Origin of the sequence: Pseudoduganella sp. GCM10020061 (assembly GCF_042683405.1) — a bacterium.
Classification (GTDB): domain Bacteria; phylum Pseudomonadota; class Gammaproteobacteria; order Burkholderiales; family Burkholderiaceae_D; genus Telluria.
In genome coordinates this window covers 238145-254291 of record NZ_JBHUJS010000011.1, presented here as the reverse complement: position 1 = coordinate 254291, position 16147 = coordinate 238145, and the positions used below count along the sequence as shown (strand labels likewise).

The 16147-nt window shown below is 68.7% G+C and carries 14 protein-coding genes; 6 read left to right on the top strand and 8 right to left on the bottom strand.

All coding sequences use genetic code 11. From position 1 onward, the window contains the following. Positions 1 to 16: 16 nt before the first annotated feature. Positions 17 to 775 carry a class I SAM-dependent methyltransferase gene (locus ACFSQR_RS15470; RefSeq protein WP_377730851.1) on the top strand — a complete coding sequence of 253 codons (759 nt, stop codon included), beginning with the start codon at positions 17 to 19 and terminating at the stop codon, positions 773 to 775. Between the two features lie 4 nt (positions 776 to 779). Here the strand turns inward: ACFSQR_RS15470 and ACFSQR_RS15465 are convergent, their stop codons facing one another. From ACFSQR_RS15465 to ACFSQR_RS15445, 5 genes are read right to left on the bottom strand one after another with little or no spacing between them, the layout of a single operon-like run. Beyond that, on the bottom strand, positions 780 to 1976 hold the full coding sequence (locus ACFSQR_RS15465) for a hypothetical protein (protein ID WP_377730849.1): 1197 nt from the start codon (positions 1974 to 1976) through the stop codon (positions 780 to 782). A gap of 8 nt (positions 1977 to 1984) precedes the next feature. Next, a complete protein-coding gene (locus ACFSQR_RS15460; RefSeq protein WP_377730848.1) occupies positions 1985 to 3412 on the bottom strand; it encodes an MBOAT family O-acyltransferase in 1428 nt (475 codons plus the stop codon). After that, a complete protein-coding gene (locus ACFSQR_RS15455) occupies positions 3402 to 4466 on the bottom strand; it encodes a glycosyltransferase family 4 protein (RefSeq protein WP_377730847.1) in 1065 nt (354 codons plus the stop codon). Before ACFSQR_RS15455 ends, ACFSQR_RS15460 begins: the two co-directional genes overlap by 11 nt. 11 nt (positions 4467 to 4477) lie before the next feature. Continuing rightward, positions 4478 to 5908: an oligosaccharide flippase family protein gene (locus tag ACFSQR_RS15450; RefSeq protein ID WP_377730846.1), complete on the bottom strand. Its 1431-nt coding sequence runs from the start codon at positions 5906 to 5908 to the stop codon at positions 4478 to 4480. Next, positions 5905 to 7980 carry a glycosyltransferase gene (locus ACFSQR_RS15445; protein ID WP_377730845.1) on the bottom strand — a complete coding sequence of 692 codons (2076 nt, stop codon included), beginning with the start codon at positions 7978 to 7980 and terminating at the stop codon, positions 5905 to 5907. The genes ACFSQR_RS15450 and ACFSQR_RS15445 overlap by 4 nt, the downstream gene beginning before the upstream one ends. Positions 7981 to 8076: 96 nt before the next feature. Between ACFSQR_RS15445 and ACFSQR_RS15440 the strand changes: the two genes are divergently transcribed. Continuing rightward, on the top strand, positions 8077 to 9366 hold the full coding sequence (locus tag ACFSQR_RS15440) for a putative O-glycosylation ligase, exosortase A system-associated (protein WP_377730844.1): 1290 nt from the start codon (positions 8077 to 8079) through the stop codon (positions 9364 to 9366). Here ACFSQR_RS15440 and ACFSQR_RS15435 read toward each other — a convergent pair. Further along, positions 9353 to 10159: a class I SAM-dependent methyltransferase gene (locus ACFSQR_RS15435; protein ID WP_377730843.1), complete on the bottom strand. Its 807-nt coding sequence runs from the start codon at positions 10157 to 10159 to the stop codon at positions 9353 to 9355. The two genes, ACFSQR_RS15440 and ACFSQR_RS15435, sit on opposite strands and share 14 nt — an antisense overlap. Further along, positions 10134 to 11588, bottom strand: coding sequence for a hypothetical protein (locus tag ACFSQR_RS15430; RefSeq protein WP_377730842.1), 1455 nt, complete (start codon positions 11586 to 11588; stop codon positions 10134 to 10136). The genes ACFSQR_RS15435 and ACFSQR_RS15430 overlap by 26 nt, the downstream gene beginning before the upstream one ends. Positions 11589 to 11817: 229 nt before the next feature. On the opposite strand from ACFSQR_RS15430, the gene ACFSQR_RS15425 reads away from it, so the two are divergent. From ACFSQR_RS15425 to ACFSQR_RS15410, 4 genes are read left to right on the top strand one after another with little or no spacing between them, the layout of a single operon-like run. Next, complete coding sequence (locus tag ACFSQR_RS15425) at positions 11818 to 12513, top strand: hypothetical protein (RefSeq protein WP_377730841.1); 696 nt, start codon at positions 11818 to 11820, stop codon at positions 12511 to 12513. 41 nt (positions 12514 to 12554) lie between these two features. Further along, positions 12555 to 13343, top strand: coding sequence for a hydrolase 2, exosortase A system-associated (locus ACFSQR_RS15420; RefSeq protein WP_377730840.1), 789 nt, complete (start codon positions 12555 to 12557; stop codon positions 13341 to 13343). Beyond that, positions 13340 to 14116 carry a hydrolase 1, exosortase A system-associated gene (locus ACFSQR_RS15415; protein WP_377730839.1) on the top strand — a complete coding sequence of 259 codons (777 nt, stop codon included), beginning with the start codon at positions 13340 to 13342 and terminating at the stop codon, positions 14114 to 14116. The genes ACFSQR_RS15420 and ACFSQR_RS15415 overlap by 4 nt, the downstream gene beginning before the upstream one ends. A 4-nt stretch (positions 14117 to 14120) precedes the next feature. Further along, complete coding sequence (locus ACFSQR_RS15410) at positions 14121 to 14702, top strand: tetratricopeptide repeat protein (RefSeq protein WP_377730837.1); 582 nt, start codon at positions 14121 to 14123, stop codon at positions 14700 to 14702. 65 nt (positions 14703 to 14767) lie between these two features. Here ACFSQR_RS15410 and prsR read toward each other — a convergent pair whose 3' ends face one another. After that, positions 14768 to 16141 (bottom strand): PEP-CTERM-box response regulator transcription factor, encoded by a 1374-nt coding sequence (prsR, locus tag ACFSQR_RS15405; protein WP_377730836.1) that lies wholly within the window; start codon positions 16139 to 16141, stop codon positions 14768 to 14770. Positions 16142 to 16147: the final 6 nt, after the last annotated feature.

The window sequence follows — 16147 nt, the reverse complement described above, 5'->3', positions numbered from 1 at the left end:
CCAAAGGGAGGAAATCATGATCGTATATGCCGCATCCCTGATGTACCTGGTTTCGGTCGGGCTGTTGCTCGACCTGGTCCACAAGGTCCGGCGCGTGCAGCGCATCCTGGTCGGGCTTTACGACCTGACGCAGGAGGAATCCGCGCGCCTGTTCCGGCAGATGGAGGCGCTGCAGGGTCTCTACATCGAGCTCGGATTCACCAAGAGCCTGCCGTGTACGCGCGGCTGGGCCGCATCGCCGGACTTCCTGATGGAGCTGGCGCGCCACGCGCTGGCGGAAAAGCCGAAGGTGGTGGTCGAGTGCAGCAGCGGCGCCTCCACGCTGATCCTGGCCAAATGCATGCAGAAGAACGGCGCGGGCAAGGTGTACAGCCTTGAGCATGACCCGAAGTATGCGCAGGAGACCCGCGCGCAGCTGGAACGGCATGGGCTGTCGGAGTACGCCGACGTGCTGTACGCGCCGCTGAACTCCTTCACTGCCGGCCAGGACACCTGGCAGTGGTACGTGCACGACGTGCTGCCGCCGCTCGCCGAGATCGACATGATTGCGATCGACGGGCCGCCGAAGGACACCGGAAAACTGGCGCGCTACCCGGCCGGCCCGGCCCTGTTCCCGCGCCTGGCGCCGTTCGGCGCGGTGTTCCTGGACGACTCCAAGCGCGAGGACGAACGCGCGATCCTGCAACGCTGGAAGGAGGAATTCCCGCAGCTCGTGGAAACGCACCGGGACTGCGAAAAAGGCTGCGCCGTTCTGCGCTTGTCCGCTCAGCGCTGACCGGTCAACGTTTCAGGCGCGCGGCCTTGGCCGACTCTTCGCGCGCCACGCTGCGCGCAATCGCCGCCTCGACCGGGTTGTTCGCGATGTAGCTGTCGCGCGCCGCGCGCTGGGCCAGCTGGTGGATCGCGATCGATTCCGGGGTGAGCTCGACGCCAAACCCGGCCGGGACCTGCGCCTGCGGGTCGCCGCCGAACATGGCCTGGATCAGCATGCGCCCCACGTTCGCGCGGTAGTGGGAAGGCTCCCAGTAGTAGCGCATTTCACGCGCCCCGCTGGCCTGCGGCAGCGGCTCGGCCGTGATGCTGTTGAACCCCGAAAAATCGTACAGCCGCAGGTCGCAACCGGCCGCCCGGCGGCGCGCCGCGATGCCCGCGAGGCGCTGCTGCCAGCGCTCCAGCGCCTGCCACTTTCCCGCCGCGTGCAGCGCCACGTGCATGCTGGCGTGGGTAGGATTGATGTAGGCGCGAATCCGCGTGCCGCTGCTGCACAGCGCGCCCAAGGCTGCATCGAAGGAGGACAACGCAGCGGCAGTCGGCCCTTCGCCGCGGACGAACTCGGCCAGCCGCGGCCTGACCGCGGCTGCGGTCCCGCCCCAACCCTGCATATGGTCGACGATGCACGATTCGTCGCGCTGCCCGTTGAATGCCAGGTTGGAGCGGCATACGCTGCCGAAGCTGCCGCGCAGCAGGCTGACCGAATCGAGCGTCATGTCGAGCGTCAGCGCACGCTTCACGTCGAGCAGCGCGCGGCGCGGAAGGTAGTCGCCGCCGCTGGCGACCAGTTCGCGGTCGAAGTCCAGCGTCCCCAGCACCAGCGAGAACGACGGGGCGTCGATTCCCCACACCACGGTATCGACCGGACCAAGCGCCATCGCATGGCGCGCCATCGCGACCATGTCCCCCAGCGATGCGCCCGAAAGTGCGGCATTGAATGAGGGCGCGCCGCCGAAGGCCGGATGGGGCGCCGGCAGCGCCAGTTCGGTGCGCGAATTGCCCAGGTAGAGTACGGCCGGGCGGTAGCGGGCGACGGCGTAAGTCTTGCCCCATGCACTCAGCTTCTCGCGCGGGGGACGCAGGCGCTGCACCTCGGGCGTGTCCCATTGGTGAATCATATACGGGTCAACCACGTAGTTGAGCGCCGCCACCGAGCCCACCGACAGCAGGCTGACACCACAGAAGATCGCCAGGTACTTGCGCATTGCATCCCCTAAAACTGGAAGTACAGGAATTCCGTCGGCCGGTTGATGCCCAGCACGCAGGCGAAGAACAGCGCGGCGCAGGCCAGGCTCCAGCGCGAATCGGGACGCCAGCTGCGCGCCATCAGTTCCTGCGTGGTCGGCGCCCAGAACGCAAGGACGGCGGCAATGCCCAGCGCCGGCAGCCCCGGCCCTTCGAACTCGATCCAGCGCAGGCCGTCGAAGTTGGCAAAGCCCAGCCAGTCCGCATACGCGGCCAGCCCGCGCGGCAGGGAGATCCCGTTCCCGCCCGCCATCCCGCGCAGTACGTCGAAGGCGGTGTGGAAGTCCGGGGCGCGGAAGAACACCCAGGCCACCACCACTGCGAGGAAGGTCAGCATACGGGCGCCGGTCGCGGGCAGCCGCCAGCGCGCATTGCGTGCCCAGGCCTGGTGCAGCACGAGATAGGCTCCGTGGAGCCCGCCCCAAGCCACAAAGGTCCATCCCGCCCCGTGCCACAGCCCTCCCAGCAGCATGGTCAGGAGCAGGTTGCGGTAGCGCCGCGCTTCGCCGCCCCGGTTTCCGCCCAGCGGGATGTACAGGTAGTCGCGCAGGAAGCGCGACAGCGTCATGTGCCAGCGCCGCCAGAAATCGGCGATGTCGTGCGCCTTGTACGGCGCATTGAAATTGAGCGGCAGGTCGACGCGGAACATGCGCGACAGGCCGATCGCCATGTCCGAATAGCCGGAAAAATCGAAGTAGAGCTGGAAGGTGTAGGCCAGCGCGCCGACCCACGCTTCGATGGCCTGCGGGTTTGCGCCCTGTTCGAAGACCGGTGCTGCCAGCGGTGCCAGGTTGTCCGCGATCAGCACCTTTTTGGCCAGCCCGATCACGAAGATCGACAGCCCGACCGCGCAGTCGGTGCTGGAAAAACGCGAGCGTTCGGGATCGGCAAACTGCGGCATCATCTCCTTGTGGTGCAGGACCGGGCCGGCCACCAGGTGCGGAAAATAGCTGACGAACAGCACATACGGGATGAAGAGGTATTCGCTGGCCTGCCCGCGCGCGCAATCGACCAGGAACGCAATCTGGGTAAAGGTAAAGAACGAAATCCCGACAGGCAGGATGATGCCGATCGGGTCCTCGCCTGCTGTCAGCAGGAAGAAGTCCATGTACTTGTAGTAGCCAAGCAGGACCAGGTCGAGGGTCACGCCGAACACCAGCGCCCGGCGACGCGCAGGACCGGCGCTGGACGCGATCGCGCGTCCGCACCAGTAATTGAAAACGATCGAGGCGAGCAGCAACGGCAGGAAGTCGATGCTCCAGTAGCCGTAGAAGAACAGCGACGCGATGGCCAGCCAGGCGACCGGCAGGCGCACACCGATCCGTCCAAGGCCGAAATAGACCGCCAGCACCACCGGCAAGTACAGGAACAGAAAGCCGAAGGAATTAAACAGCATGGCGCGCTCCAATGGCAGGCACCGCCAGCGCTTCCTGGTATACCCGGACCAGGGATTCGGCCACCCGGTCCCAGGTCAGGCCCCGCACCAGCGCGCTGACCTCTTCACGCGCAGGTGGAGTCGCGAGGAAGCGCAGCACGGCGCGCTTCTGCGCCTCGGCATCGGTCCAGCGCACCTTCTCCAGCGCAAACTCGCTGCCGGGCAGCGAAAGCGCGCTGTCCTCCGTCATCACCACGGGGGTTCCCGCCGCCAGCGCCTCCAGCACAGACAGCGGCGCAACTTCGCCCTGGCTGGGAAGCACGAACACCGATGCGGCCGCGTAGGCGCTGGCCAGCATCGGATCGTCATGCTTCAAAGCGCCCATCCAGCGCACGCCGCGCACATCGCGCAGGGAGTCGAGGTAGGCGCGGTCGCGTTCCTGCGCTTCGCCGATCACCACGAACGGCAGGTCCAGCCCGGACAGGGCGCGCGCAATACCGAGCTGGTTCTTGTAGGGTGAAACCGCGCCCGTCGCCAGCACGAAGGGGCCGGCGATCCCGCTGCGCTCGCGGAACAAGGCCGGCCGGGATGCGAAGAACCCCGGGGCAATCCCGTTCGGCAGGACACGCACCTTTCCATCGTCCACCAGGAAGCCGTCGCGGATCGCGCGCCGCTCGTCTTCGCCCAGCGCCACCACCAGGGTCGCCTGCTGCAGCGCGCGCCGCATCTGGGCATAGCTGGTGTGCACGTTCCAGCGGGTGACATTGCCAAGTACCCGGTCCGCGACGCGCGCGCGGGTGCCGTTGGCGCGGTTCCAGCCTGGAGGCACCAGCGCCGACAGCACCACCGGCACGCCCATGTCGCGCGCCGTTTCCACTACCCGGTCGTTGCCATGAATGGCGGCGAATACGTGCACCACGTCGAACTGGTCAAGCCGCACCCGGGCCGGGTCCGCCAGGATCGCGTCCACGCGAGGCGCCAGCCGCCCGAGCGCGGCCAGCGTCTCGCGCACCTGGATCTGCAGGCCGCCTTCGCGCTGGAACAGCATGGGATATGAGAGCAATCCGACTCGCATATGCGATCCTTTCAGGTCAGCGCACCGGCGATCCGGCGCCATGCCAGCTGCAGTTCGCCGCGCATCGGGTGGCGCACGAGGAACAACGCGGCCAGCCAGGCCGCCCCGGTCGCGCAGGCCGCCGACACCAGCGACACCAACCCGTCGCCCTGCCCCGCCATCGACAACGCCGCCGCCCCGCTTGCCAGCGTGACCAGCGCACTGCGGACGCAGGACCGCGCCAGTTGTCCGGCGCTGATCGCGGCCGCGCGGGCGAGGTAGCGGAAGGTCAGCCAGGTCCGGATCGCGGCCGTGGCGACCATCGCCCAGGCCGCAGCCTCCAGGCCGGCGCCGCACGCGGCCAATAGCAGGACGATGCGCGCCAGCGCCGCCAGGGCATCGAGCCTGGCCTGCAGCCGCACCTGCCCGATCGCCACCAGCAGGTAGCGCGACACCGTCCCCATGCTATACAGGGCCGCGGCGATGCACATGATGCGGATCAGGATCGCGGCCCGGTCCCATTGATCGCCATACAGCACCCGGACCAGCTCCGGCGCTGTCGCCGCGACGAAAGCGTAGAACGGCCACGCACAAGCGGTGAGGTAGCCGACGGTGGAAAGGAATGCCCCGCTTGCCCCGCCGGACTCGCGCGCCCGCGCGGCATACAGCGGCAGCAGCACCGGCGTCACGGCCGCCAGCACCGCCTGCCGGAACACCGCGAGGATCGCCTGCGCCTTGGCGTACAGGCCGGCGCCTTCCATCCCGATCATCTTGCCGATGATGAGGTCCGGCGCCGAATTTCCCGCCTCGTCCACCAGCGTGCCGGCGGTGGCGTAGGCGCCAAAGCCGAACACCTTGCGCATGCCGCGGTGCGAAGGCAGCCAGGGCATGCCGCGCGGACGCACGGCGAGGCTGGCCAGCACTCCGGCGCCAGTGCCAGCCAGTACGCCCCAGGCCATGCTGGCGTAGCCGAAGCCGCGCCAGGCCAGGAGCACCGAGACCAGCGTCGCGCTGACGCCGGATGCCAGGTTGACCGCGCACACGGCGCCGAAGCGCATCTCGCGGCGCAGCAGCGGCAGCGTGACCGACACCAGCGGCACCAGCAGGATATTCACCGCCAGCAGCTGCACCACCCGGGCGATGCCCGGCTCGCCGTAGAACGCCGCCAGCGTGCCGCTGGCCGCCGCCAGCGCAAGCGCCAGCACCGCAGAGGCGAGGTAGCTGGCGCCCAGCACGGCGCGCAGGTCCGCAGTGCCGAGCTGCGGCGCCTGGATCACGTACTGGCCGATGCCGAAGTCACGCAGCACCTGCGCAAGCCCGACCAGCACTGCCGCTACCGAATAGATCCCGGTTTCTTCGGGCGTGAGCAGGCGCGCCAGCACCATGGTGCCGGCGGTCGAGACGATCAGGAGCAGGTATTTTTCGCTGAACGAGAACAGCAGCGACACGCGCGTGCTGCTCACGCCGACAATCCCGCATAGAACTCGCGCACGCGCCGCTGCATCAGCTGGGGCGTATAGCGGGCCTGCACTTCCGCGCGTCCGCTGCGCCCCATGTGGATGCGGCGCAGCGGGTCGTCCAGCAGCGCGGCGACCTCCTGCGCCAGCGCCTGCGCGTCGCCGAGCGGCACCAGGACTCCGCCCGCGCTCTCCGCCAGCACGTCGGCAGTGCCGGGAACGTCGGTGCCGACGGCAGGCACGGCGCACGACATCGCCTCGATGGTCGCCGTGCCGAACCCCTCGTTGCGCGACACCAGCAGGTGCAGGTCCAGCGCCGGAATGACGTCTTCCACAGCGTCCACGTGGCCGGCGAAGCGCACCGCCTCCTCGAGTCCCTTTTCGCGCACCAGCGCGCGCAGCTCCGCTTCCAGCGGACCCGACCCGACCAGCAGAAGGTGCAGGCTTGGGAAGCGCGGACGCAGCATGGCCAGCAGTTCGATCAGCGCGGCCGGCCGCTTCTGCGGCGCCAGCCGGGCCACCGAGCCGATGACCAGCGCGTCGGACGCGAGTCCATAACGCTGGCGTGCTGCGTTGCGTCGCAGGGGGCAAGGCAGGAAACGCTCCGGATCGACGCAGTTGGGGATCACCGCCAGCCGCACGCCCGGCGGCAGCAGGTGCGAATACAGCCGCAGGAAGTGCGACAGCGCGGAGTTCGAGACCGCGTACACCCCGCGCACTGCCTGGAATGCCTCCCGGTAGTGCGGCGCATGCCAGTCCGGGATCGTCGCGGGGGGGAATGCGTTATGGACTGCGACGACGCTCGGGCGGCCGCACTTGCGGGCCAGCCAGAGCAGCGTGGCGCCATAGCTGGTCCAGCAGAACGAAACATGCACCAGGCTGGGGCGCATCAGCGCGAGCTGCAGGCGCGACACGGTGGCGGCCCACAGCTTGCGGGTCCGGCGCCACGGCCAGGTCTCGAGGAACCAGGGCGGCTCGAAGTTGCGCGCGCCGGCGCCGCCCGCGCGGGCCAGCTCCGCGATGCGCGCGGCGCCAGGAAAACGCGGCAAGGCGAGCGTGCTGCGGTAGCCCGATGCGGCCAGCATGCCCGCTTCCTGCGCCATGCGCAGTTCCATGCCGCCCAGCGCGCCGCACAGGCCGGTCAGCACGATGTGAGGGCGGTCGGCGCCCCGCCACGCCTGCACGAAGTAGCCGCGCAGCCAGGCCAGCTCCCACGCATGCGCGAACGCCTGCTCGTGCCGGCGCATCAGCGTCGCGCCCAGCCGGCGCGCAAGCTCGGAGGCGTACTTGGCCAGCATCCAGCGCGGCACGCCGAACAGCTGCGGGATCGCCTCCTCCGGCGGCTGTTCCTGCCGCCTTGCGCCGCGCCCGAAGCGGTAGACGCGTCCCAGCAACCATTCACGCCGCAACTGGGACGGCCGGATGTGGTGCGTCACGCGGGCGGCCTCGCAGAACCAGGCGTGGTAGCCCTGCTGGCCCAGCCTCCGCGTGAACTCGGTCTCGCTGCCCATCGCGTAAGCGCCGGCGTTGGGTCCGATGCGGTGGTCGAAGCGGTGACCCGCCTCGAACACGCCGCGGCGCACGGCCATATTGGCGCCCCAGACGAGACCGGGGAAAACCGGGCCCTCGGTGCAGGCGGTCACCCCGAACGCCACCCCGAGCGGGACCTGGCGCAGCACCCAGCCGGGAGGCGGCTCCGGCCAGCCGGGCACGATGGTGCCGCCGAATACCGCGTGGCCCGGATGCGCGCGGGCGCAGGCATCGAGCTGGCGCAGCCAGTCGGGGTCGGGCGTAGCGTCGTCGTCGGTGAACACGAACAGGCCGGACGCATCCTCGCGCAGCGCGAGCTCGATCGCGGCGTTGAGGGCGGCGCTCTTGCCGCCGCGCGGCAGGCGCAGGAGCTGGAGCGGCAGGCGCCCGCGGTAGCCGGCCACCAGCTGTGCGGTGCCATCGGTGCTGCCGTCGTCAACGATCCGGAGCACCCAGCCGCCGTCCGGCGGGAGCAGCCTGCAATAGGCATCGAGAACCTGGGGCAGCGTGCCCGCGCCGTTGAAACTGGCCATGAGAACCGTCAACAAGCGCGCCTCCATGGTGAACTAGTATGGCGTGAACCTGAAGGCAGTGTACCGATCAGCACCGGCGCTTCGTTGAGCCGGCTCAAGGAGGCCAATTAGGTGCGCGACATCCTCGTTTGCCTGCTCGTCTTTGGCTCGCTGCCTTTCATCCTGCGTTCGCCCGTGAACGGCGTGATGATGTGGGTCTGGATCAGCGTGATGAATCCGCACACGCAGGGCTGGGGCTTCGCTACCAGCTTTCCGTTCGCCGCGCTGGTCGCCGGCGCCACCATCTTCAGCATGCTGGTCACGCGCGAGCCCAAATCGGTGCCATGGTCGCCGGTGACCGTCGTTCTGCTCCTGTTCGGCGCCTGGATGATCGTCACGCTGCCGTTCTCGCTGCATTTCGAGCAGTCCGTGCCACTGTGGTCGCGCGTCATGAAGATCCTGCTGATGACCTTCGTGGTACTCGCGCTGGTGAAGACCCGAGCGCAGGTGGAACGGCTGCTGTGGGTGCTGGCGCTGTCGCTGGGCTTCTACGGATTCAAAGGTGGCATCTTCACGATCAGCTCCGGCGGCGCCTACCGGGTATGGGGACCGGAGGGCACCTTCATCGGCGACAACAACGCGATCGCACTTGCCCTCATCATGGCGATCCCGCTGCTGTACTACCTGCTGACGCTGACAAAACGGCGGCTGCTGCGCTACCTGCTGCTCGCCACTATTCTTCTGTCTGCGCTCGCCGCGCTGGGGTCCTATTCGCGCGGCGGCTTCGTCGCGATCGCGGCCATGGGGCTGTTCATGGTGTACAAGAGCCGCAGGCGGATCGCGGTCGGCAGCGCGCTGCTGCTGGCGGCGCCGCTGCTGCTGTTGTTCATGCCGCAGCAGTGGGTCTCGCGCATGGATACGATCGACAACTACGAGCTGGATGCCTCGGCGCAGGGCCGCCTGAACGCGTGGGCGATGGCCTACCGGCTGGCGAGCGACCGGCTGTTCGGCGGCGGATTCGAGGTCTACACGCCGTCCGTGTTCGCGGTCTATGCGCCGAATCCGAATGCGGTCCACGCCGCGCACAGCATCTACTTCCAGGTGTTGGGCGAGCATGGATTCATCGGGCTGGGCCTGTACCTCCTGCTTGGCATCCTGACCTGGCGCACGGCGCGCTGGATCATCCGCACCGCGAGCGAGCGAAGCGAGTTCCAGTGGGCCGGCGATATGGCGATGGCGATCCAGACCAGCCTGGTCGGCTTCATGGTGGGCGGTGCGTTCCTCAGCCTGGCCTACTTCGACGTCCCCTATTACCTCCTGTGCGCACTGGTGGTCACGCGCCGGCTGATGGAGAACCACATCGACGAGCAGGCTGCGGCTGCCCGTGCCGCAGGAGGAACCGGGGCGCCTATTCCTGCCTGACCGCGAGCAGGGACAGGTACGGGGTGAGCACGTGCGCGCACCAGCGCAGCGGCGGCAGTGCGCGCACGGCGCCGATGGCGGCACGGCCGAGCGCGCCCTGTGCGGCCAGGTCCACCATGTCGAAACGGTCGAACGAGCGCATGCCGTAGCCTGCCAGGTGTTTGCGCAACTGGTAGAAGGTGAACCAGTTCACGGCCGGATAGGTGGCGTACCCGGCGATGTGAGGGTGCGTACTGCGGGCCAGGCGCACGCAGTGGCGCTTGAGCGGCGCGGGGTACCAGGAATACAGCGGCAGCGTGAACTCCTGCTGCTTCGGGCACAGGCGGTTGCTGGTGCTCAGGTACAGCGCGCCGCCCGGCCGCAGGATGCGCGCGAACTCGGCGATGCATCCCTTCCAGTCCTCCACATGCTCCAGCAGTTCCGGCGCTATGCAAACGTCGATCGACGCATCGGGCCATGGCAGCGCGGTGGCCGAGGCGACGTCGAAACGGATATCGAGGCCATCCTCGCGGGCGCGCTTGCGTCCCAGCCCGACCAGCGCCTCGTTGATGTCGGCGCCGCGCACGCGATGGCCGCGCGCAGCCCACAGGCGTCCCTGGGTGCCGGCGCCGCAGCCGATGTCGGCCACGTCGAGCGGGCCGCGCTGGCCGAGCATGCGTGCGAGCGTCGCGTAGATGGCTTCGAAGCGCTGCAGCGACTCCTCGCCTGCGCTCTGCGCCTCGTAGTAGCGGTAGAACGCTTCGTGGGTGCCGGTGTCCCAGCCCGGCTCATTTGCAGCAGGCGGCTTGTTCATGTGCGACGCTCCCCTGCGCGGCGCGGCTGCGCTGCGCGAACCACTGCTCCAGCATCATCAGCATCCATACCATGTCGGCGTTGGCAGGAGCACTCAGCGACAGCAGCATGTCGATGAAGGCGCCGCGCACGATACGGCGGCGCTTCAGGTCGAGCAGGCTGTCATAGGCAAGCGCACGCAGGTGCTCGTCACGCTCCAGCCACGAGTCGGCCCGTGCGGCGCGGCCAAGGGTGGCGCTGGGCGCGGCGTTGTCGAGCGCCGGCACGGACAACGCCACGCCGAACGCGTCGCAGGCTGCCGCCATGGCAGGCAAGGCGCCGCCGGCCACTTCGAACTGCAGGTCGATCGCAGCCAGGCGGCGCGCGTCGTCCTCGCCGTAGGTGGACCACCACGCGTCGCGCAGCAGCTTGAGCGGGCGCTGGCGGTCGACCGCCGCCAGCAGGTCGCGGTCCACCACCTTGTCGATGCCGTAGATGCCGAGCAGGCTGCCGGCCTCCAGGGCTTCGGGCAGCCAGGCCACACACTGCGCGACGCGGCCGCGCATCTCTTCCAGCCCGGCGCTGTGCACCCCGCCCAGCATGTGGAACAGCACCGGTTCGATCACGACCTGTCGTAATGGTCCCGGCAACTGGGCGTAGCGGCTGCGCAAGCGCTCGCGCGCATGGCGCTCGCTGTCGAAGACGATGTCGAAGGCGACAGCTTCACCCCTGGCGGCCGCACGCTGCGCCGCCATCCAGGCCGCGCCCAGCACGGGCTTGCCGAACGGCTGGTCGAGGGCGGCGGCCATGTCCGGCACGGCGTCGGCAAGGCTGCCTGCGGCCGGCAGGACTTCGGTCGTATCGTCGGCCAGCGCGGCGATCATCAAGGGTTGCGATGCGCGCCGGCGTAACGCGTGGCCGCGCGCGAAGTGCAGCGTCTCGCCGGGTCCGAGGCGCGCGATTTCCGGATGCAGGCTGGCGCCGGGAGGAATGTACTGGAAGTAGAGGTAGTCGAAGAGGGCTTGGGGATCATGGGCGGCGCTTGCGCCTGGCCGCGCCAGCGCATCCGCGCACGTAGCGAACGACAGCGTTCCGCCATGCACCCGGTAGCACAGCGGACGGCTGGCCAGGCGGTCCACGCCCAGCAATGCTTCGCCCCGGTATTCGTCGATCAGCGCGAAGGCGAACGAGCCGCCCATGTCGGCGCAGCCGGCAGCGCCGCCGGTGCGCCACTGGCGTGCCAGTGTCGCCGCGCAGCCGCCCCACACCGCGATCAGCAGGCCGTCGTCGCGGAACAGGCGCCCCTCGCCTGCGTTCGCGGCCAGCGCCACCGTCCCTCCGGCGCAGCGGCCGACCCGCAGCGGCAGCGCTGGCCGGCGGACCGCCACCGCCATGCGCTCGGGATCGAAGGCCTCCTGCCCGGGGCCGAACGAGCCGCAGAAGCCGCTCATGGCGCGCCTCCACAGCAGCGGTGGTAGCGAAGCATGCTGGCGGGAGCGCGGGCGGACGGTTGCATGGCGTGTTCTTCCTGTCGGGGGGACACTGAATGATTGGTAGAAATGCCGTGCCGCTTATTGAGGCCCCTCAATCAAATCGCGGCCACCAATTCGCTTGCGTGCGCTCAATGACAGGCAGGTGAGCGGGTGTCTAATGAAAGTGACATCCCCCTGGATTCATGCCATGAACCCGAACATCCACTCCACGCTGCGCCAGCTCGGTCTTGCCGACGCCTGCTGGTACGCGCTGGCGCGTGGCGTGGCGCGCATCTCGCGCGGGCACTGGTCCCTGTATAAATACCGCTTCGTCGCGCAGCCAGTGACGACCCGGCCCCTGTGCGGGAACCGCGGCAGGTCGGTGGACGTGCGCACGGAAGGTCCCGGCATCGATCCGCAGCAGTTCCGCCGCCGCGCGGAGGTACTGTCGCAGCGCTTCGCACAGGGTGCGCAGTGCCTGGCGGCCTATGTGGCGGGTCGGCTGGCCGGCTACCTGTGGTACTGCGTCGGTCCCTACCGCGAGGATGAAGTCAGGGCCAGTTTCGTGCCCGGCAGCGCGGACGCGGCCTGGGACTTCGACGTGCAGGTGTTCAGCGAGCACCAGCTCGGATTCGCATTCGCGCGCCTGTGGGACGAGGCCAACCGGCGCCTGCATGCCGCCGGTATCCGCTGGAGCATCAGCCGCATCTCGGCCTTCAATCCCGGGTCGCGCGCCGCGCATGCGCGTCTGGGCGCGGTGGAGATCGGCAGCGCCGTGTTCCTGCGCTGCGGCGGCTGGCAGTGGATGGCGGCCACGCTGGCGCCTTTTGTGCACTGCTCGCGCAATGACCAATCGGTGCCGCAGCTGCGCCTTGCGCCACCGGCATCCGGAGCCCAGGCATGAACGCAGCCCTCCCCGCCCCGCTTCCACCGGAGCCATTTTTCATGGACACCCATCGTGGCACGCGCTTCTGCATCTACCATGCGCCCCGCATTACGCCGCGCGGGGCCGTGCTGTACATCCATCCGTTTGCGGAAGAGATGAACAAATCGCGCCGCATGGCGGCCCTGCAGTCGCGGGTGTTTGCGTCCAACGGCTTCGCCGTGCTGCAGGTGGACCTGTTCGGCTGCGGCGACAGCTGCGGCGATTTCAGCGCGGCGCGCTGGGAGTTCTGGCAGGAGGATGTCGAGAATGCGCTGGCCTGGCTGCGCAACCGCACCGATGGCGTTCCCGTCTACCTGTGGGGCCTGCGGCTGGGCGGCCTGCTCGCGCTGGACGTGGCCAGCACGCACAAGGTGGACGGCATCGTCCTGTGGCAGCCGGTCGTCAGCGGGCGCCAGTGCATGAACCAGTTCCTGCGCACGCGGCTCGCCCAGGGCCTGCTCGACGGCGGCGAGACCGGTTCGACCGCCGGGCTGCGCGCGCAGCTGATCGGGCACGGCTCGATCGAGATCGCGGGTTATGAACTGGCGGCCGACCTGGTCTATGCGATCGACCATGCCGATGCCAGCCGCATGCGCCCGCGCACGCCACTGGTGGAATGGATAGCGACCAGCAGTCCGGCCGAATCGGCGGCCGCCGCGCTGGCTGCGCGCCTGCAGGCCCTGTGGCCGGAGACGGAGGTGCGCTTCCGCCATGTGGCCGGGCCGCCGTTCTGGGCCACCACCGAGATCACGGAGTCGCTGGCGCTGCTCGGCGTGACCATGGACACCTTCGGGAGCATGCAGCGATGATCAGCGAACAGCGCGCCCTGCTGATCGATTGCCACGACTGCCACCTGGTCGGCGTCGTCAACGTACCGGAACGGCCGATCCAGCGCGGCGTCATGATCGTCACGGCCAGCAGCCAGTACCGTGCAGGCAGCCACCGCCAGATGACACTGCTGGCGCGCACGCTCGCCTCGGCCGGCATCCCGGTGCTGCGTTTCGACCCGCGCGGGTGCGGCGACAGCGAAGGCCCGGTGCGCGGCTTCGACGAACTGGGTGACGACATCGCCAGCGCCATGAAAGAATTTTTCATCCAGGTGCCGGAAATGAAAGAATCTGTCATCCTGGGATTATGCGATGCGGCCACCGCAGCTGCCTTCTATGGCTACACCGACACCAGCGTCACCGGCCTGGTCCTGATGAATCCCTGGGTACGTCCCTCCGCGTCGATTCCTGCGGCTGCGGCCGCCGCCCCGCGCGGCGAGCTCGATTTCTGGATGGGCGTGGGTGCGACCGACGCGCAGTTCGCGGCGCGACATGCGATGCGCCTGCGCGCCGGCGACACCAAACAGGCGCTGCCCCAGCGCATGCTGCGCAGCCTCGAATGCTTCGACGGCCAGGTCCTGCTTGTCCTGAGCGGGAACGACCGTATCGCGCGCGAATTCTGCGGCCTGCTCGACACGCGCATGCTCCAGCGCTGCCGGCGCGTGGACATCGAACAGGCCAACCATACCTTCTCAACCAGCCAGTGGCGCGACCGCGTGGCGCAGGAAAGCGCGAACTGGATCGTCTCATGGTGACCCGATGATCGAACTGATTGTGCTTGCGGCCGCCCTGGCGTCCGATTGCGGTGCGCCGGCCCGGCTTGCGTCCGGCGGCGACTACCTGAACCCGTCCGACCGCAGCAAGCTGAAGGTGGTCGAGCAGTTCCACTTCAATGCGGATGTGGAGGCGCTGCGGCGCGGCCAGTCCGGGTCGATCGGCGGCGACATCGGCTATACGCTGGAACGCTTCCCCAACCACCACCGCGCGCTGTCGGCGATGGCGAGGCTGGCCCTGCGCGACAAGTCACCGCAGCCGCGCGGCGCGGCGTATCCGGTGGACTGCTACTTCCTGCGCGCGCTCAGCATGAACGCGCGTGACGCGCAGGTACGCAGCACCTATGCCGCCTACTTGCTCGCGGCCAAGCGCGAAGAGGAAGCGCTGGCGCAGCTGCAGGCAGTCATCGAAGCCGATCCCGAGAACGCAACGGCGCACTACAACCTCGGCCTGCTGCACTTCAAGCGCAAGGACTACGACAGGGCGCGCAGCCACGCCGACGAAGCCTATGCTCGCGGCTTCCCCCTTGAAGGGCTGAAGAACAAGCTCGCCACCGTGAACAAGTAGCGCCGCGAGGGGACTGCCCCCTCGCAGGGGACAGTCCCCCGGGTTCCCGGCCGGCAGAGTGCCCGCTACGTCCGCGAGTCCGCCGCAGGATAGCGGCGCAGCCCGTGGTGGTTCATCAGGTCGTACAGCGTGGGCCGGCTGACGCCAAGGATCTCGGCAGCCTTGACGATATTGCCGTCCGAGCGCGCCAGCGCGGCCACCATCACCTGGTACTCAGCGGCCTCGCGCACTTCACGCAGGCTCGCCGGTTGCCCTGGAACGTGCTCCAGCGGCAGCCCCAGGTCGTGCACCCCGATCTGCGGCCCCTCGCACATGATGACGGCACGCTTGATGCAGTTTTCCATCTCGCGCACGTTGCCCGGCCAGTCATACTGTTCGACCAGCTTCAGCGCTTCGTCGGAGAATGTGAGCTGCGCGCGCCCTTCCGCAGCACAGTAGCGGTTCTTGAAGTGGTGCGCCAGCAGCGCGCGGTCGCCGACGCGCTCGCGCAGCGGCGGAATCCTCAGCACGATCTCGGACAGCCGGTAGTACAGGTCGCGCCGGAAGCGCCCTTCGCGCACCAGGGTGTCCAGGTCCTGGTGGGTGGCGCAGACGACGCGCACGTCGACGGCGATCTCGCGGCGCCCGCCGACCCGCTCGATCACCCGCTCCTGCAGGAAGCGCAGCAGCTTGGCCTGCAGCGGCAGCGCCATGTCGCCGATCTCGTCGAGGAAGAAGGTGCCGTTGTTGGCCAGCTCGATCTTGCCGAGCGTTTGCTGGGCCGCCCCGGTGAACGCGCCCTTCTCGTGCCCGAACAGTTCGCTCTCGAGCAGTTGCTCGGGAATCGACGCACAGTTGATCGCGACGAAGCGATGCTCCGCGCGCCGGCCCAGCTTGTGCAGCGCGCGCGCGAACAGTTCCTTGCCGCAGCCGGAGTCGCCCAGCAGCATCACGGTGGCCCCGGACGGCGCCACCTTTTCCAGGTTCCGGCACAGCTTGAGCATGCCCGGATCGCGCGTGACGATGCCGGACAGCGGCGAATCGGCCTCGATCTGCACCATGCGCCGGTTCTCCTGCTGCATCTCGTACAGGTTGAACGCCCGCGCCACCACCAGCGACAGCAGCTCCACATCCACCGGCTTGCACTGGAAGTCGTAGGCGCCCATCGCCACCGCCTTGAGCGCGTTGGCGCGGTCCTGGTTCCCGGACAGCACCACCACCTTGGTTTCCGGCGCGGCGGCCAGTATCTGGCGCAGCGTAGCCAGTCCCTCCGACGCCCCGTCCGCATCTGGCGGCAAGCCCAGGTCCAGCGTCACCACGCCGGGACGGTGCCGGTGCACCTGCACCACCGCAGCCTCCCGGTCGCCGGCCACGATGACTTCGTAGTCGGACAGCGACCAGCGCAGCTGCTTTTGCAGGCCCGGGTCGTCTTCCACCACCAGCAGCTTCTGCTTGCCCATCCCTCC